This is a genomic window from Ruegeria profundi, from assembly GCF_049800715.1.
In the GTDB taxonomy this organism is placed as follows: Bacteria; Pseudomonadota; Alphaproteobacteria; order Rhodobacterales; family Rhodobacteraceae; genus Ruegeria; species Ruegeria profundi_A.
Map to the genome: position 1 here is coordinate 182599 of NZ_JBNAFO010000004.1, position 18127 is coordinate 200725.

General features: G+C 60.6%; 17 protein-coding genes. 5 read left to right on the plus strand and 12 right to left on the minus strand.

Going from position 1 to position 18127, the window contains the following annotated elements:
* Nucleotides 1-51 precede the first annotated feature (51 nt).
* On the minus strand, nucleotides 52-2247 hold the full coding sequence (locus tag ACP15L_RS08845; RefSeq protein WP_425083885.1) for a primosomal protein N': 2196 nt from the start codon (nucleotides 2245-2247) through the stop codon (nucleotides 52-54).
* Between the two features lie 88 nt (nucleotides 2248-2335).
* Between ACP15L_RS08845 and fsa the strand changes: the two genes are divergently transcribed.
* The 4 genes from fsa (at nucleotide 2336) to ACP15L_RS08865 (ending at nucleotide 5614) form a co-directional block, all read left to right on the plus strand.
* A complete protein-coding gene (gene fsa, locus ACP15L_RS08850; RefSeq protein WP_170719441.1) occupies nucleotides 2336-2989 on the plus strand; it encodes a fructose-6-phosphate aldolase in 654 nt (217 codons plus the stop codon).
* Nucleotides 2990-3187: 198 nt separating this feature from the next.
* Nucleotides 3188-3895, plus strand: a complete 708-nt coding sequence (locus tag ACP15L_RS08855) for a DUF484 family protein (RefSeq protein ID WP_425083886.1) — start codon at nucleotides 3188-3190, stop codon at nucleotides 3893-3895.
* Complete coding sequence (locus tag ACP15L_RS08860; RefSeq protein WP_425083887.1) at nucleotides 3892-4812, plus strand: tyrosine recombinase XerC; 921 nt, start codon at nucleotides 3892-3894, stop codon at nucleotides 4810-4812. Before ACP15L_RS08855 ends, ACP15L_RS08860 begins: the two co-directional genes overlap by 4 nt.
* An 88-nt stretch (nucleotides 4813-4900) precedes the next feature.
* Entirely contained in the window at nucleotides 4901-5614 is a 714-nt protein-coding gene (locus tag ACP15L_RS08865; RefSeq protein ID WP_425083888.1) for a CDP-alcohol phosphatidyltransferase family protein, read from the plus strand.
* Here ACP15L_RS08865 and ACP15L_RS08870 read toward each other — a convergent pair.
* The 7 genes from ACP15L_RS08870 to ACP15L_RS08900 form a co-directional block, all read right to left on the minus strand.
* On the minus strand, nucleotides 5599-6066 hold the full coding sequence (locus ACP15L_RS08870) for a hypothetical protein (protein ID WP_170377775.1): 468 nt from the start codon (nucleotides 6064-6066) through the stop codon (nucleotides 5599-5601). The genes ACP15L_RS08865 and ACP15L_RS08870 overlap by 16 nt on opposite strands.
* 76 nt (nucleotides 6067-6142) lie before the next feature.
* Nucleotides 6143-6598 (minus strand): methylated-DNA--[protein]-cysteine S-methyltransferase, encoded by a 456-nt coding sequence (locus tag ACP15L_RS08875; protein ID WP_425083991.1) that lies wholly within the window; start codon nucleotides 6596-6598, stop codon nucleotides 6143-6145.
* Nucleotides 6599-6737: 139 nt separating this feature from the next.
* Nucleotides 6738-9650, minus strand: a complete 2913-nt coding sequence (gene ileS / locus ACP15L_RS08880) for an isoleucine--tRNA ligase (RefSeq protein ID WP_425083889.1) — start codon at nucleotides 9648-9650, stop codon at nucleotides 6738-6740.
* Nucleotides 9651-9866: 216 nt separating this feature from the next.
* On the minus strand, nucleotides 9867-10577 hold the full coding sequence (locus ACP15L_RS08885; RefSeq protein ID WP_170639288.1) for a VIT1/CCC1 transporter family protein: 711 nt from the start codon (nucleotides 10575-10577) through the stop codon (nucleotides 9867-9869).
* Between the two features lie 59 nt (nucleotides 10578-10636).
* Entirely contained in the window at nucleotides 10637-11626 is a 990-nt protein-coding gene (locus ACP15L_RS08890; protein ID WP_170377765.1) for a YcjF family protein, read from the minus strand.
* Entirely contained in the window at nucleotides 11619-12074 is a 456-nt protein-coding gene (locus tag ACP15L_RS08895) for a GNAT family N-acetyltransferase (RefSeq protein ID WP_170677002.1), read from the minus strand. The genes ACP15L_RS08890 and ACP15L_RS08895 overlap by 8 nt, the downstream gene beginning before the upstream one ends.
* Nucleotides 12071-13486, minus strand: a complete 1416-nt coding sequence (locus tag ACP15L_RS08900) for a YcjX family protein (RefSeq protein ID WP_170677000.1) — start codon at nucleotides 13484-13486, stop codon at nucleotides 12071-12073. Before ACP15L_RS08900 ends, ACP15L_RS08895 begins: the two co-directional genes overlap by 4 nt.
* 107 nt (nucleotides 13487-13593) lie before the next feature.
* Here ACP15L_RS08900 and truA point away from each other — a divergent pair, with 107 nt between their 5' ends.
* Nucleotides 13594-14358: a tRNA pseudouridine(38-40) synthase TruA gene (gene truA / locus ACP15L_RS08905; protein ID WP_170676998.1), complete on the plus strand. Its 765-nt coding sequence runs from the start codon at nucleotides 13594-13596 to the stop codon at nucleotides 14356-14358.
* A gap of 6 nt (nucleotides 14359-14364) precedes the next feature.
* Here the strand turns inward: truA and ACP15L_RS08910 are convergent, their stop codons facing one another.
* Genes ACP15L_RS08910 through ACP15L_RS08925 form a run of 4 tightly spaced genes read right to left on the minus strand, consistent with a single transcriptional unit; the run spans nucleotide 14365 to nucleotide 18077 of the window.
* Nucleotides 14365-15324: a nickel/cobalt transporter gene (locus ACP15L_RS08910; RefSeq protein ID WP_425083890.1), complete on the minus strand. Its 960-nt coding sequence runs from the start codon at nucleotides 15322-15324 to the stop codon at nucleotides 14365-14367.
* A complete protein-coding gene (locus ACP15L_RS08915) occupies nucleotides 15309-16091 on the minus strand; it encodes a DUF1007 family protein (protein WP_425083891.1) in 783 nt (260 codons plus the stop codon). The genes ACP15L_RS08910 and ACP15L_RS08915 overlap by 16 nt, the downstream gene beginning before the upstream one ends.
* Nucleotides 16030-16833, minus strand: coding sequence for a thioesterase family protein (locus ACP15L_RS08920; protein ID WP_425083892.1), 804 nt, complete (start codon nucleotides 16831-16833; stop codon nucleotides 16030-16032). Before ACP15L_RS08920 ends, ACP15L_RS08915 begins: the two co-directional genes overlap by 62 nt.
* 8 nt (nucleotides 16834-16841) lie before the next feature.
* The gene (locus ACP15L_RS08925; RefSeq protein WP_170665768.1) at nucleotides 16842-18077 is read right to left on the minus strand and encodes an acyl-CoA dehydrogenase family protein; all 1236 of its coding nucleotides are present in this window, start codon (nucleotides 18075-18077) and stop codon (nucleotides 16842-16844) included.
* Nucleotides 18078-18127 lie beyond the last annotated feature (50 nt).

The following is an 18127-nucleotide window of genomic DNA, read 5'->3' on the forward strand; positions in this document are numbered from 1 at the left end:
TTGGCGAGAGGAGAGATCCCAGCGCACATCCGTTCTGCGCCTGTGCAGAGGTCAGTAGAAGTTCTGCGGGTCGATATCGACGGTCAGGCGGATATCGCCTTTCAGACGCAGCGGCGCGATCCAGCGGGCGATGGCGTCCTGAATGGGCGCGCCCTTGGGGGCCTTGATCAAAAGGCGCACGCGATGCCTGCCTCGGATGCGGGCAATCGGCGCAGGGGCCGGACCAAAGACCTGAGCGCCAATCTCGCGTAGCGGCGCATCATTGCGCGCCATCGCGTTGCCGATATCAAAGACCGGAGCGACCTCGGGGCCAGACAGCACGATCCCCGCCATGCGCCCATAGGGCGGCACACCAGCGGCTTGGCGACCGGCAGCCTCGGCTTTCCAGAAGCCTTCCTCATCACCCGACAGAATGGCGCGGATGACCGGATGCTCGGGCTGAAACGTCTGCAACAGCGCCTGCCCCGGCTTATCCGCGCGCCCAGCACGTCCCGCCACCTGCCGCATCAATTGAAACGTCCGCTCAGCAGCGCGCAAATCCGCGCCATGCAGGCTGAGATCGGCATCGATGACCCCCACCAGCGTCAGCTTGGGAAAGTTATGCCCCTTAGCCACCAGCTGCGTGCCGATGACGATATCCGCATCCCCTTCGGCGATCTCTTCGATCTTTGCCTTCAACGCGCGGGCCGAGCCGAACAGGTCGGAGCTGAGCATAGCGATCTTGGCCTCGGGGAAAGTCGCCTCGGCCTCTTCCGCCAGCCGTTCGATCCCCGGCCCGACCGGAGCCAGTTTCCCTTCGACCCCGCAAGAGGGGCAAGTATCGGGCATTGGTTTGGTCTCGCCGCATTGATGGCACATCAGGCGCTTGAGGAATCGATGCTCCACCATCCGCGCGTCACAGTGATCGCAGGCGATCTGCTCCCCACAAGCCCTGCACAGGGTCACCGGCGCATAGCCCCGGCGGTTGATGAACAGCAGCGACTGTTCGCCTTTTTCGATCCGTTGCCGCACCGCCTGCCGCAAGGACGGGGAAATCCACGTCCCTGTCTGCATCTGCTCGGCGCGCATATCGATCGGCTTCATCTCGGGCAGAACCGCCGCCCCGAAGCGCGAGGTCAGGTCCAGCCGCTCATATTTGCCCGCCTCGGCATTGGCCCAGCTTTCCAACGAAGGCGTCGCGCTGGCCAGAATCACCCGCCCGCCGCAAATGGCCGAGCGCAGAACTGCCATGTCCCGCGCGCTGTAGTGCACGCCGTCTTCCTGTTTGTACGAGGTATCGTGCTCCTCATCGACCACAACCAAACCCAAGTCACGGAATGGCAGGAACAGGGCCGAGCGCGCACCCACGACAAGTTGCGCCTCGCCCTGCCCGACCATCCGCCAGACCCGGCGACGCTCGGTCATCGTAGCCCCTGAATGCCACTCGGCCGGGCGGGCACCAAACCGGGCCTCGACTCGGGTTAGAAATTCGGCCGTCAGCGCAATCTCAGGCAGCAGAACCAGCGCCTGCCGCCCCATGCGCAGAGCTTCGGCGACGGCCTCAAGATAGACCTCCGTCTTGCCCGAACCGGTCACACCTTTCAGCAGCGTTGTGCCGTAGGTGCCGGTCCGCTGGCCCGCCTGCAGCCGCGCCACGGCTGCCGCCTGATCCTCGGTCAGGTCTTTACCGGGCAACTCGGGATCGAGATGGGGGTATGGTAAATCGCGCGGGCTGTCCTCTTCCCGAACCGCGCCCAGTTTGACCAACCCCTTGACGACAGAGGTGGTTACCCCGGCCTGCTCGGCCAGTTCCTTCAAGGTGAAGGCCAGCCCGCCATACTCTTTCAACACCTCAAGCACCCGGGTGCGGGCATCGGTCATCCGATCCGGTTCAGATGCACCCAACCGGTAGACCTTACGCATCGAGGGCGGATCCCCCAAGCCCGGCGCGCGGGTTGCAAGGCGCAGCATCGCAGGCATCGGTGTCAGCGTGTAGTCCGCCACTTTCCCCAGAAACACCCGCATCTCTTCGCGCATGGGTGCAACTTCAAGTACCCGGATCACGGACCGCGCCTTGGCCAGATCGAACCCGCCCTGCCCCGGCCCCCACACCACGCCCAGCACTTTGCGCGGCCCCAATGGCACCTCGACAAACGCACCCAGAAAGCACCCGCCCTCGGGCGCTTTGTAGTCCAACGTCCGGTCCAGAGGCTGCGTGGTCAACACCGCAACCAGCTCTCCTTCGTCGAAAAATCCGTTAGCGCTCACAGCATATCCTATGCAGGGGGTTCCAGCAGGGGTCTCTTTGAGGTAAAGCCATCCGCGACCAAGGCCAACCCATCAAAGGACTGCCCGCATGAAATTCTTCGTAGACACTGCCGAGATCGACGCCATTGCCGAACTGAACGACCTGGGCATGGTGGACGGCGTCACCACCAACCCTTCGCTGATCCTGAAGTCAGGTCGCGACATTCTTGAAGTCACCAAAGAGATCTGTGATCTGGTCGACGGCCCCGTGTCCGCCGAAGTTGTCGCCACCGAGGCCGACGACATGATCGCCGAAGGCCGCAAGCTGGCCAAGATCGCCCCGAACATCGCGGTCAAAGTACCGCTAACATGGGCCGGCCTGAAAACCTGTAAAACCCTCAGCGACGAAGGCCAGATGGTCAACGTGACCTTGTGCTTCTCGACGAACCAGGCTCTTTTGGCAGCCAAGGCAGGCGCAACCTTCATCTCGCCCTTCATTGGCCGTCTCGACGACATCAATCTCGACGGCATGGATCTGATCGCCGATATCCGTCAGGTCTATGACAACTACGGGTTCGAGACCGAAATCCTCGCCGCCTCGATCCGTACCGTGAACCACGTGACCGACAGCGCGCGCATCGGTGCCGACGTGATCACCGCACCGCCCGCCGTCATCAAGAAACTGGCCGACCACCCGCTGACGGACAAAGGCCTGGAAACCTTCTTGTCAGACTGGGCCAAAACCGGTCAGAAAATCCTCTGACCCTTTGCACGACCGCGCGGTGCCGACAGGCACCGCGCCCGGCCCAACTGTGCGGGGCTGATCTTTGATCAGCGCCAAGCAGGCGGGAGCGCTCCGGACACAGCGCAAAACGAAATCCACCCAGACGTGCATTTTTCCCAAGGTAATTCCGGTTGGCCGTGCTATAAGCCGCCAAAACAAAAAACGACCGGACGGGACATGAGCAGCAACCCAAAACTCGAGGACAACCTCCGAGCCGCGATTCTGGCCAAGCCTGATGCTTTGCTGGATGACAAAGATCTGATGCAGGCACTGGTGGACGCCAATGAACAAGCCCGAGGCGACAACGTCATCGACCTGCGCGGCATCGCCATGCAACGGCTCGAAGCCAGACTGGACCGCTTGGAAGACACGCACCGGTCCGTCATCGCCGCAGCCTATGAAAACCTTGCCGGGACCAATCAGGTCCACCGCGCCATTCTGCGTCTTCTGGAACCGGTCGATTTCGAAGACTTCCTGCGCGTGCTTGGCCAGGATATCGCCGAAATCCTGCGGGTCCAGCGCATCACTCTGGTGCTGGAAACCACCGCCCTTATGGACGACCCCGCGATCGACAAGCTGGGGGGCACGCTGACCGTTGTCGAACCGGGCTTTGTCGACCAATACCTCACCTATGACCGCAGCGGTCCTGCGCGCGACGTCATCTTGCGCGAAATCCAGAAGCCGAACCAACGCGTATTCGGCACTCTTGCCGCTCAACTCAGGTCCGAAGCTTGCCTGAAGCTAGATCTCGGCTCCGGTCGCCTGCCCGGTCTGATTGTCATGGGGGCCTTGGACCCGAGGCACTTCACGCCGCAACTTGGCACCGATCTACTGTCGTTTTTTGCTGGCGTGTTCGAACGCTCAATGCGCCACTGGTTGTCGTGAGCCTGATTTCGCCAGCTTGCCGAGACGCCCTCCAACACTGGTTGGAGAGCCTGGGCGCACTGGCGGGACGGTCTCAGAACACCCAAACCGCATATCGCGGGGATGTCACTGATTTCCTCTCCTTCATGACCCTCCACCATGGAGACCGCCAGGGCATCGCCGCGCTCGAACGCATCACAGTTTCGGACATGCGCGCATGGATGGCCGATCAGCGCCAGAGCGGTGTGGGCGCGCGCTCTCTGGCCCGAAAACTATCAGCCGTCAAAAGCTTTTACCGCTGGCTGGCCGAGCGTGAAGGGTTCGAGCCAACTGCCGTCCTTTCAACCCGCGCGCCGAAATTCACCAAAAAGCTCCCCCGCCCTCTGGCCGAGGACGCAGCTCGCGCCATGATTGAAACGGTTGAGTTGCAATCCAGCAATGACTGGGTCTCAGCCCGTGACGTGGCTGTTGTGACGCTGCTCTACGGTTGCGGGTTGCGCATTTCCGAGGCGCTGTCACTGACCGGTGCAGATGCCCCCCTGCCGGCAACCCTGCGCATTACAGGCAAAGGCGACAAAGAGAGGATCGTCCCTGTCCTTCCTGCCGCCCGCGACGCGGTGGACCACTATCTCCAACTCTGCCCGCACCCGAAATCAGACAACCTTGCCCTGTTTCGCGGTGTCCGGGGTGGAGCGCTCAATCCCCGCGCGATCCAAGAGGTTATGTCGAAGGCCCGCATGCAGCTCGGCCTACCCGCGACCGCAACGCCTCATGCCATGCGGCATAGTTTTGCCACGCATCTGCTCTCGGCCGGTGGGGATCTGCGCGCTATTCAAGAGCTTCTGGGCCACGCCTCTCTATCCACCACCCAAACCTACACGGCCGTCGATACTGCCCGGCTGATGGAGGTGTACAACCGCGCCCACCCAAAGGCCTGAGGTTCAAAAGCACGGCATCCTCAATGTCCTTGCAACCAAACTGTCTTTTTGCTTTGCATCTGCCCCCCACATCCTTCATGACACGGGCATGACACTTAGATTCAAAGCGCTTGCCGTTCATCTTTTCACCGCAACCGGAGCCGTTTTCGCCATGCTCGCCATGCTGGCGGCCGTGGATGAAAAATGGAGCCTGATGTATCTGTGGCTTGTGGTGTCCTTCATCGTCGACGGCATCGACGGCCCCTTGGCCCGCCACTATCACGTCAAGAAGAACGCGCCCGAGTTTGATGGTGTCCTGTTGGACCTGATCATCGACTACCTGACCTATGTGTTCATACCAGCCTATGCGCTGTTCAAATCCGGCTTGATGGATGGCTGGACCGGATGGTTTGCGATCATCGTCATCACATTCGCCAGCGCCATGTACTTTGCCGACACACGGATGAAGACCAAGGATAACTCATTCTCCGGCTTCCCCGGATGCTGGAACATGTTCGTCATCGTGATCTTCGCGCTCGAACCGAACTTTTGGGTCAGCCTCATTCTGGTAACCCTTCTGGCCGTCGCAATGTTTCTGCCCCTGAAATTCGTCCACCCCGTCCGCACCGAACGCTGGCGCAACGTGACCCTGCCCATGGCACTGGCCTGGACCTTCTTTGCAGGATGGGCGGCCTGGGTTGATTTCCACCCGGAAAGCTGGGCGCATTGGGGGCTGGTTGTGACCAGCCTGTATCTGGTTTTCGCAGGCATTGCGCAGCAGATCATTCCGCAACGCAAAAGCGCGGATTACAAAACGTCCTGAACCTCAAACTCAGTCCCGTTATGGGTGAAGACGTCGCCCGCTTGCAGGCCAATCATGGCCAGATAAATCGGGCTCTGGGTTGAGATACCCATATAGGTCTTGCCGTCCACGTCGAACCGAGTGGTCGAGACGCAGACAACAAAACGGCGATTGTTGAACTTGATGACCGCGCCAGGCTGAACGGTATCGGTGATACCGAAATTGGTGTTCTCGATCACGTCGATCTTGGCATGATGCGCATGCACCGGCGCGTCAAACGCCGCAGCAAGGTCCGCATTCTCGCGCGACGCGGCGATATCATCCTTGTCATGCCCTTCTCGGTCATCCAGTTGGGCATCTTTCAAAAAGGCGTCGTAATGCGCCTGGGCCGTGGCCAGTTCCTGCGCCTCCAGAGACATCAGACGGTCAATAATGGCTTTCTTTTCTGCGGCGCGTTCTGCTTGGTCGGTCATTCAATGGGATCCTTCGAACTCTCCTTTTGAAACAAGGTGAGGCTCGAGACGTTGGAATGCAACAGGTTTTCACCGATCAGATCAACAGACCCGCCGCCTTTTCGTGCAGCAAAAGGGCCACTTTGGTCTCAACGCCGCCATCGCCCGAGAACCCGCCTAACCCATTGGCCGCAAGAACACGATGGCACGGAATGATGACAGGGATCGGATTCGCCCCACAGGCCTGCCCCACCGGCTGAGGCGGCTGGCCCAGTTCCTTTGCGATATCCCCATAAGTGCGGGTTTCGCCGAGCGGGATCGCATACATCAAATCACAGACCTGCCGCTGAAACTCGGACCCCGAGATATGATAGGGCAGATCAAACCGCTCAAGCCGCCCGTCATCATAGGCCTTCAACTGTGCCGCCGCTTCACGCAACAAAGGTGTCTCGGGCCCGTCGCTCACGCCGTCCCAGACAAGACGCGTAATCGCCCCGTCCTGTTCCTCAACCCCAAGACACCCAAACTGGGTCTGTACTGCAATCATCGGCATGACCGAAGGCTGCCAGTCTTTGCAGGCAAAGCGCAACCCATATCGCGCCGCGCCCACCTCTTCTTCTGTTCAAAAATACCTCGGAGCGCGAGGCAGAGCCTCGCAAAAAGACTCCGCCCACCGCACTCAAGTAGGTAATTCAGCTCAGTGCTTCATCACAGCGCCCACAGACGCCCGCATGACTATGCCGTCCCACGTCGGGCAGAATCTTCCAGCAGCGTTGGCATTTGTCGCCTTCCGCCTTCTCAAAAACCACACCGACGCCCTCAATCTCGGGCACGCGGAAGGCTTCGGCCGGGGCCGGGTTCTTGGAGACCGTCAAGCCCGACGTGATGCAAAGATCGTCCACATCAAAACTCGCCAACAGCGCAATAGTATCCTGATCTTCGACATGCACGATCGGAGCGGCCTCAAGGCTGGATCCGATCACCTTGTCCTGACGCTGAACCTCTAGCGCTGCGGTCACGGCGCGGCGTACGCGACGAACCTTTGCAACGGCTTCTTCCAACTCGGCATTACGCCAATCCGCCGGTGTCTCCGGGAAATCTACCAGATGGACCGAGCTGTCGTCGCCTGGGAACCGCTCCAACCAGACCTCTTCCATGGTGAAGACCAGAACCGGCGCCAGCCATGTGGTCAGGCGGTGGAACAGGATATCCAGAACGGTACGGGCCGCACGGCGGCGCAGGCTATCGCCGTCGCAATACAGCGCGTCCTTGCGGACGTCGAAGTAGAAGGATGACAAATCAACCGTAGCAAAGGTGAAGACCGCGCTGAACACGCCCTGGAAATCGAACTCTGAATAGCCTTTGCGGACCTGCTCATCCAGATCGGCCAGGCGGCTGAGGACCCAACGCTCCAGACGCGGCATATCCTCTGGGGCGACGCGGTCGGCCTCGGTGAAGTCAGCCAAAGATCCCAGCATGAACCGCATGGTGTTGCGCAGACGGCGGTAGCTGTCGGCGGTGCCCTTCAGGATTTCCGGCCCGATCCGCTGGTCGGCGGTGTAGTCGGTCTGAGCGACCCACAGACGCAGGATATCGGCGCCGTATTGCTTGACGACCTCTTCCGGCACGATGGTGTTGCCCAGAGATTTGGACATCTTGTTGCCCTTGGCGTCCAGCGTGAAGCCATGGGTCACCACGTTGCGGTAGGGCGCACGGCCTTTGGTGCCGCAGGCCTGCAGCATCGACGAATGGAACCAACCGCGGTGCTGGTCGGTGCCTTCCATGTAGACATCGGCGATGCCATCTTCGGTGCCGTCCTCACGGTCGCGCAGAACGAAGGCATGGGTGGACCCAGAGTCGAACCACACGTCCAACACGTCGAAGACCTGATCGTAGTCATCCGGATTGGCGATGCCGTCGAGGATCTTCTCTTTGAACCCGTCGGTGTACCAGATATCCGCGCCGTCTTTCTCGAACGCCGCCTTGATGCGCGCGTTCAGATCGGCATTGCGCAGCAGGTAATCCGCGTCGGTTGGCAAAGCACCCTTCTTGGTAAAGCAGGTCAGCGGCACACCCCAGGCGCGCTGACGCGACAGAACCCAATCCGGGCGCGCCTCGATCATCGAATACAGGCGGTTACGACCGGTCTGCGGCGTCCATTTCACCAGTTCATCAATTGATCGCAGGGCGCGTTCGCGGATGGTGTCGCCCATCTCGCCCATGCCGTCGTCCAGCTTGCGGTCAACGGATGCAAACCACTGCGGCGTGTTGCGATAGATGATCGGCGCTTTCGAGCGCCACGAATGCGGATAGCTGTGCTTGATCTTGCCACGCGCCAGCAGTCCGCCGACATCGACCAGCTTGTCAATGACGGCTTTGTTCGCGTCACCCTCGCCACCCTTGCGCGACAGGATGTATTTGCCACCAAAGAACGGCAGATCGGCGCGGAACGAGCCGTCGTCCATCACGTTATAAGTGATGACCTGCTCGAGCATGCCCAGATCGCGGTAGAGCTCAAATTCCTCCATACCGTGCGACGGTGCACAGTGGACGAAACCGGTCCCTTCGGTATCGGTCACGAACTCAGCGGCGCGGAAGTCGCGGATGTCATCCCATTCGCCATTGCCGCCTTCGGCCCCGGCCAGCGGGTGTGTCAGTTGCACACCTGCCAGCTCATCACCGGTCACATCGCGGACACGCGTCCACTGGTCGTCATTCAGACGCGCACGGCCCAGCACGTCGGCGGCCAGATTGTCAGCCAGCAGGAATTTGTCACCCGCAGCGGCCCAGCATTCCTCGGGCGCGCCGGTGACTTCGTAGAGACCGTATGAGATGTCCTTGCCATAGACGACCGCCTTGTTAGACGGCATGGTCCAGGGGGTCGTGGTCCAGATTACAACAAATGCGTTATCCAAATCGCCCGCATTCACGACCTTGAACTTCACCCAGATGGTGAAGCTTTCCTTATCGTGATACTCGACCTCGGCCTCGGCCAGCGCGGTCTTCTCGATGGGCGACCACATAACGGGTTTTGAGCCCTGATAGAGCGTACCGTTCATCAAGAACTTCATGAACTCATCCGCAATCACGGCCTCGGCATGGTAGTCCATGGTGATGTAGGGATCCGGCCAGTTGCCGGTGATGCCCAGGCGCTTGAACTCTTCGCGCTGGATGTCGATCCAGCCTTCAGCGAACTTGCGGCACTCCTGACGGAAGTCGACGATGTTCACCTCGTCCTTGTTCTTACCCTTCTTGCGGTACTGCTCTTCGATCTTCCATTCGATGGGCAGACCGTGGCAGTCCCAACCGGGCACATAGCGCGCGTCGAAACCCATCATCTGATGCGATCGCACGATCATGTCCTTGATCGTCTTGTTCAGCGCGTGGCCGATATGCAGGTGACCGTTCGCGTAGGGTGGGCCGTCATGCAGGGTGAAAGGCTTACGGCCTTCTTTCTCGCGCAGGCGGTCGTAGACGCCGATCTTTTCCCAACGCTCCAGCCATGCGGGTTCGCGCTTGGGCAATCCGGCGCGCATGGGGAATTCAGTCTTGGGCAGGTTCAGCGTGTCTTTGTAGTCAGGTGTCTGGATCGTGTCGGCGCACATTTGGGGCGTCCTTTGGATGATCTGGTCGTACTAGGATCGAAGCGGTCGGTGCGAAGTCTCAAACACCTTTGCCCGGCGTCTCAGAGGGTCAGAGCGCCGGGGATATAATTCGAATAATGATGGCCATCCGGTCATACATGGGGGCGCTTATAAGCCGCCCATGCCCGATGGTCCAGAGGCTCCGACCCATGCGACGAATGGCGCTACATCATCGGGCTAAGGGTGAAACAACGACCCCACGAAATAGGCAATCATAGCCGCCGCACCGCCGATGGCAAACGTCTCAAGCCCCGAGCGCCACCACGGGGTCAGCGACCACCGGCTTTTCAGCGCTCCGATGGCGAAAAACACCCCCATGGTCATGCAGACGGAGACAGTGAAAGCGTTGTCCAGAGCCAGCAGAAACGGCAGCAAAGGAACCATTCCGGCCACAAGAAAGGCCAGAAACGTGGCCATCGCAGCCTTCACCGGATGAGGATCTACGCTGCCAAGCCCGTATTCGCCCTCAATCATCAGGTTGATCCAGTTTTCGCGGTCCGCGGTGATAGCCTCTGTCGCATCCTCCAGCACCTGCCCAGACAAACCTTTCTGCGCAAGGATCTCGCGCACCTCATCGCGTTCGCCATCTGGGTAGAGCGCGATATGACGCTGTTCGATGGCTCGAATGCGTTTAATATTGTCCAGTTCGGCCTTGGTGCCTGAATAGTTGCCGACTGCCATTGAAAACCCGTCGGCCAACACATTTGCCAAGCCCAGAGCGACAATTACGAACGAGGACAACCCAGCACCTGCAACACCAGCAACGATCGCGAATGTGGTGACCGACCCGTCGATGCCTCCGTACACGATGTCACGCAAAACGCCCCGCCCGGGCGGGTCGCTAATTCTCTGTTCGATTTCCTGCTGGCTGTGACCGTGATCTGTCATGGCTCGCTTTCTGTCACATTCACTGTGACGAATGGCGTGCCATACCGCTTTGCGTCAGATCAAGTCTTACTGAACAGCCCCTGCAACGCCCTTTTGATCATCGTTCGGACCGACGGCTTGTGACGATCCGAGAAAGGCAAAGGTCGACACACCTCCATCGCGGCCACTCCGACTCGGGCGCTGAGGGCACCGTTCACCAACCCTTCGCCAAAGCGTCGCGACAGTTTACTGAGGACCGATCCACCCAGAACAGGCTCCAGCAGATCGTCGCCGACGGCCACCGCACCGGTCGCCACGAGATGCACGAAAACGGCGCGCGTCAGGCGCCAGCTTCCCAGAAACCCGGCCCGCCCACCATAAATCTCGGCCACCCGCCGGATCATTCGCAACGAGGCCGCAAGGGCCGTGACCACATCCGCAAGGGCCAGGGGCACCAAGGCCGTGACCGTAGCCACCTGCCGGGCTGCTGCCTCAACCTCACGGCTTGCGGCGGCGTCCAACGGGGCCAGCAGTTCATCCTCGGCCAAAGCCAACAGGCCAGAGGCGTCGAATTGTTCTGACATACGTTCGGACAGCCGATCACGGCCCCATTTGGTCTCATCCCGGCCTTTGTAGAAGGCAATCAGACGGGTCGTGACCGCGCGCGCCTTGGTCAGATCAGCATCCGCCAAGGCCTCATCCGCTGCGCGGCGCAATCCGTCAACGCGGGACAGGCGGCCAATTGCAGCCAGTTCCCGGACGGCGATGATCAGCGCAACAAGGACCAAAGCTGCGATCAAACCGGTGACAACCCAGCCCAGAATGGGCGCGCGTGCGATCAGCGAGGTCGCGAAATCCCATGCGGCGACCGAAATCGCAGCCCCGACTACCGCCAGCGCCAACCCCCAGAACCAACGCGCCAAGGCTGAGGGTTTGCGGGCGGCAAATCGCGCCGCGCTTTGCATAGCCTGCCCTTGAGGTACCGCCAGATCAGGCACCGGAGGGGCCTTGGCCACGTCGGCGGCGGGCTCATCTGTTTCGAGGTCGATCAGGACCGGGCCTTTAGCCATTCTCTGCCCCTTCACTACGCCAGACATATTTGATGTCAGGCAGGTTTTCATCGTTGTCCGCCCCGTCGCTTCGGGCGACCTCGGCAAAGCCGTTGCGTTCATAGAACCTGCAAGCGCCGGTGTTGGCCTGAAATGCAAACAGCGTCAGCCGCGAGTGCTGCGCCTTCGCATGATCGAGCAACCGCTTGCCGATCCCCTGCCCGCGCGCAGCAGGCGTCAAGTACAGGGAATGCACATCCGTTCCGTTCAGGGCCAAAAATCCAACCACTGTGTCCGAGACCTCAGCGACTGTAACCCAGCTTTGATCAATCATACGGCCGCAAAATGCGATGGTCTCAGCGCAACTGTGGAGGTCGGGAATCCAGTCATTCTCACGCGAAAACCCGTGCAAGATTTCCCCGGTTGCACCGGCATCGGTGCTGCGGGCGGGGCGGAGGGTAACCGTCACAGCCGGTCTCCGATCAGGAACTGCGCGGCGCGGTCCAACCGGATATGCGGCGGGCCGTCGCCCGGGCGTAGCGTCAACTGGGCCGGGGCGAAAGCCATGAAACCATAATCATCGCCAAGCCACGCCTCGGCCCCGTTTCGGGCCGGGCCGAGCAGATGGGATGGATCATTCGGCAGCTCTCCGGGGTAGAAGGCAGCTTGTTTGCCACTGTTCAATAGTGTTCCCCGAACGCAGGGCAATTCCGTTCCGTTGTGGTTGCGCATTTCTTCGGTCGTGGCGCGCAGCGAGGCCAGCGACAGGGCTGCCGTTTCAGCACCAGCGAAGCTCGCCCGATCCCGTGCTTCACGGGTCAGGGCCTCCATGATCGCGGTCAGGCGCGGGTGTTGCGTGTGGTGCAGATGGTCGGCTTTGGTGGCTGCAAACAGAATGCGTTCAACCCGTTTGCCCAGCAACAACTGGCTGAGCCACGCGTTGCGCCCCGGACGGAAGGCCGAGAGGATATCGCCCATGGCGCGGCGCATATCCTCGACCGCTTGCGGGCCTTTGTGGATTGCGCCCAACGCATCGACCAGCACAACCTGACGGTCGATGCGTGAGAAATGATCGCGGAAGAAGGGCTTCACCACTTGAGATTTATAAGCCTCATAGCGCCGCTCCATCTCGCGCTGCAGGGTGCGACGGCGCGAGGGTTCGGACACAGGCAAAGGCGCAAAAGTCAGAACCGGAGAGCCTGCCAGATCGCCCGGCAACAAAAAACGACCCGGCGTGCAGTCGTAGAAACCAGCGTCCCGCGCGGTGTTCAGATAGGTCGTGAACGCAGCGGCCAGAGCCTGCGCGGTCGGCTCGTCATGCGTTGCCGTCAGATCGGTGCCACGAGCCTGCGCCAGAAACTCGGCCGCCTCGGGACGGTTTACGATGCGCGACAGCGTCTCCTGCGACCAGTCCGCGTAGGATTTGTCCAGCAGCGCGAGGTCCAGAAGCCACTCGCCGGGATAGTCCACGATGTCCAGATGAACGGTGCGCGGTCCCTGAAGCCCTGCCAGCAATCCGGCCGGTCGCGCCTTGAACGACAGGCGCAGCTCGGACACGGCGCGTGTGCTTTCGGGCCAGTGCGGTTGTGGGCCTGTGAGGTCGGAGAGGTGAGATTCGTAGTCGAACCGCGGGACCGTGTCGTCTGGCTGCGGTTGCAAGTAGGCCGCGTTGATGCGCCCCTCTTGCTGCGCAACCAGGCCGCTCATGCGGCCCCGGTCCAGCAGGTTTGCCACCAGCGACGTGATGAAAACCGTCTTGCCTGAGCGCGCCAGACCGGTGACGCCCAGACGGATGACAGGCTCGAAAAACGTCTCGGACACGCTGTCGCCGATGGATTCGACGCCGCGCACAAGACTGTCTGCCAGGGATGAGATGACCAAATTGTCGCCCCGCAATAATCGTTTCGCCCAAGATAGGAAGCCGCTGCCGGACATGCCAGCGCTTTCGCCCCCTTGCCCGTTTGCGCGTCGCGCGCTACCAGCGGCCCATGCCCAGATATGCTTTGAAAGTCGAATACCAAGGGGAGCCGTTTGCCGGATGGCAACGCCAGAAAGAGCTGCCCTCGGTGCAAGGGGCCATTGAGCACGCCCTATCCCGCATCCAGCCGGGCGATCACACCATTGCTGCCGCAGGGCGCACCGATGCGGGTGTGCATGCGCTGGGGCAAGTGGCGCATTGCGATCTGGTCAAGGAGTGGGATCCGTTCCGCCTGTCCGAGGCGTTGAACTATCACCTTAAGCCGCAGCCGGTGGCAATTGTACAGGCTGCTCGGGTCGATGATGACTGGCACGCGCGTTTTACGGCGGCTGAACGTCAATACCTGTTCCGCATTCTAATACGCCGCGCGCCTGCGACCCATGACAAAGGGCAGGTTTGGCAGATCAACCATCAGTTGGATGTCGAGGCTATGCAGGCGGGCGCGAATATGTTGATCGGGCGGCATGATTTCACCACTTTCCGATCCTCAATCTGTCAAGCGGCTAGTCCGGTGAAAACTCTGGATGAGTTGCGGGTGGAGCAGGTGCAGGGCTTCTCTGGCCCCGAGGTGCATTTTCACGTGCGCGCTCGGTCATTCCTGCACAATCAGGTGCGCAGCTTTGTGGGAACGCTTGAACGTGTTGGCGCGGGGACGTGGTCGCCCGAGGATGTGCGCGACGCGCTAGAGGCCGAAGACCGTGCCGCCTGCGGGCCGGTTTGCCCGCCGCAAGGGCTGTATCTGGCGCGGGTTGGCTATCCTGACCCGGTTTTCTAGATCGCTTTAAATCGCGCGCAACAACAGACCGCTTGCAATCACGACAATCACAAGCCCTGCCACCAGTTCGATGGTCGGGGCCAGTATCGACGCAAATCGCGTGGCCGAGGCCGAGGCAAGCAACCCACCCCGCAGGCCAAAGGACGTCCAGCCGACCAGCGTTGTGACAGTCGCGGTGCCCAGCGCCATCGCGAAAGCTCCGGCAACTCCGACCATGGCGATTCCCATCTGCCAGGTCAGGATCAGCACGAACAATGCCCCGGTACAGGGGCGCGCGGCGACGCCCGCGATCAGCACGAGCGCCTCACGCAGTGACCCGACATTGGCGACCTCTTCCGCGCTGGGACCGTGGCGATGGCCGCAATCCGAGCAGACCTCATCGTGGTGATGATGGTGGTGGTCGCGTTCCTCATGGTGGTGGTCGTGGTGATGCTCATGCTCGTGAGAATGCCCCTGCGCGGCATCGCTGCGAGACCGTCGCGCGAAACTGCGCATCCCGCGATAGACCAACCACAAACCAATGGCCGCGATGGCCGCATAGCTGATCGGAGCCATCACCTGCTCGGTTGTGCCCACAAGCGTCTCACGCGACAACTGGAATATCAGAACCCCGGCATAGACCAGAACAACTGCTGTTACGGCCTGCCCGAGGCTCGACAGCACGCTGATCGCCGACAAGCGCCAGAAGGCGACCTGACGGCCCAGACCGTAGCCTCCGATCAGGACCTTGCCGTGCCCCGGACCGATGGCATGAAAGAAACCGTAGGCGAAACAAACGGTTAACAGAGTTGCCACCGCCTGAGGTTGTTCTGCGCGGGCCGCCCGAAGGGCACGCGCGATCTGGTTCTGGAATTCGCGCTGTTCGCCAGCCGCCCAAGCAGCAAGGCTGTCAAAACCGCCGCTGCCCCAGAACCACAATAGAAGGCCACATGCGATAGCGACGGGAACAATCAGGTATTTGGACATGAAATCAAAATCTCGGTCGCAAAGCTTTCGCCGACAAGCGGGATATCGTTTTCCTCAAGGTCGTATTCTGCATCCAGGGTCAGGAGAAAGGCCTGCATCTGCGCCAATTGGCCGTCGATATCCGGATCAATCCGTTCGAGCAGACAAGTTGCCGGGCCAGACACGGTGACCGGACGGGTAACGTCATAGGCGGTGTAATAGGTTTCATCGAAGGCTTTTGCCGAAATCGCTTCAGCCGGGACAGATCCGCCTTCGACAGCGCGTAGGTGAGTTGTGACGATGCGACCATCTTCGGTCGTGGCATGCGGCTCCAACGGGCCAGACAAGGCAACCGGGGCACCGGCGGCGGTCACAACCAGATCACCGTTATAGCCTTCCATCCATTGCGCATCAAAACCTGACAGGAACTGCTGCTCACTATCGGTCAGCGCGCCGTCGCCATCCTGATCCAACCTCATGTCCTCCAGTTGCAGCAGCGAGAACAGCTCGTCATAGGCCCAGGTCACGCGGACATGGGTTAATTGTCCGGCCTCGTCCACGATGAACTCCAACCCCGTGTCAATGAAGACATGCGGGTGGGCCAAGGCCGGGATCGGCAGGCAGCAGGTCAGAAATGGGAACAACCATCGCATAAGGGCAAGATAGGCGTCGAAGTACGCTTCGGCAATGCGATTTCCAGTCTCGATGCAGAAACTGGCCGACCGATCACTTGGGTGGGAACAGAACAATCGTTTGTAGGGCCGTTCCGACAGGCCCCTGGCTGTCATGCAGCACCGACTGAGACATCCCGATCCCCGAGGGCTGCCAATGCGAAATGGATTGAGAGGCCAACCAGTCCGAGGTGGGCTCTCGGTGGATGTTGATGGTCAGATCGGTGTTCATGAACCCCATCTCAGCCGTTGGGGCATTCCATGAGATTCCATTGCCGCAATCCCCCAAGGCACAGATCGATTGGATCGGAGACTGCACCTCACCCTCCAACAGGTTCGGGGTCCGCATCCACACGGTTTTCGGTCCTACGCCGTGCCTGTCCCCCGCCCCGTATCTAATGTCGCTATAGTGCGCAAAACCGGGCAGGTCATGGCGTAGCTCTCCGATCGGGAAAGGGCCTTCGACCGCATCTTCGAAGCGCAATGGCCGCGTTTTGACATTGGGCACAACGCCCAAGTCCCGACGCACTAAATGCATCGTGGTTGCGGTTGCGCAAAGGGTATCATCCAGATCATGCACAGTCACTCGTGTGGTCGCGAGCGTTCTGTTATGGCGCGTAGTCTCAGCCGCCACGCGCAGCCCGGCAAGGGGCAAAGGGCGCAGCAGATCCACGGTCAAGCGAGTCAGCATCTTCTCGGGCCCGATCTCGGTTTCAGCCGCGCGCACGATCAGGCCGCTCACCGGACCTGCGTGACAATGCTCCGCCGACCAAGGACCACGCGCCGGGTCATTGCCGACAAAAGCCCCGTCCTCTCGCTGATGAAAATAGGAGAGATCTTCGAAATTATAGTTAGCCATCCGGGGCGTCAGACCTTTTCCTGAGTGTATTTCCTAAGCTCCGCACGCGCGACCTGACGGCGATGTACCGCGTCCGGCCCATCAGCGAGGCGCAAGGTGCGGACATGGGTCCAGGCATTGGCCAGCGGGGTATCCTGACTGATCCCCTGCGCCCCGAACATCTGCACCGCCTCATCAATGACTTTCAGCGCGACCTGAGGCGCAATTACCTTGATCTGGCTGATCCACGGCGCCGCCGCCCGCGCGTCACCCTGATCCATATACCACGCTGCCTTCAGGCACAGTAGACGGGCCATCTCGATCTCCATCCTGCATTCGGCGATGATGTCATAATTGGCCCCAAGCTGCGCCAGCTTCTTGCCAAACGCCTCACGCTGCAGCGACCGCTTGCACATCTGCTCAAGCGCGCTTTCGGCCTGACCGATGGCGCGCATGCAGTGGTGAATGCGACCCGGTCCCAACCGGCCTTGCGCGATTTCGAACCCACGCCCTTCGCCCAGCAGGATGTTTTCGGCCGGGACGCGGACGTTGTTGAACCGGATGTGCATATGCCCGTGCGGGGCGTCGTCGTGGCCATAGACTTCCATCGGCCGCAGGATCTCGATCCCCGGTGCATCAGCTGGCACCACAACCATGGACTGGCGCTGATGCTTCGGCTGATCCTCGCCCCCTGTTTTGACCATCACGATGTAAACCTTACAGCGTGGATCGCCCGCACCCGAGGACCACCATTTCTCACCATTGAGAATATAGTCATCCCCATCCCGCACACAGGACATTGACACATTTGTCGCGTCAGATGAGGCCACGTCCGGCTCGGTCATCAAATAGGCCGAGCGAATCTGGCCTTCCAGCAGAGGCTTAAGCCACTGCTCTTTCATCTTCTCGGTGCCGTAGCGCTCGAACACCTCCATGTTTCCGGTGTCGGGGGCCGAGCAGTTGAATACCTCGGCCCCAAGAGGCGTCTTGCCCATCTCTTCGGCGAAATAAGCGTATTCGACCGTTGTCAGACCAAAGCCCTTTTCGCTGTCGGTCAGCCAAAAATTCCAAAGCCCGGCCGCTTTGGCCTTGGCCTTCAACCCCTCAAGAATTTCCGCCTGACGGTCTGTATATTGCCAACGGTCGCCCTTACCGATTTCGGCCTGATACTCCTCTTCCAGCGGCATGATATCATCGCGGATCATATCTGCGACGCGCTGCAAAAGGGCGCGGTTTTCCTCGCGCAGACCGAATGACATGTTCATGAACGCTCCTCCGTTGCCCATCGGTTCGGGCTTTACCTTCGCCTGAAGAA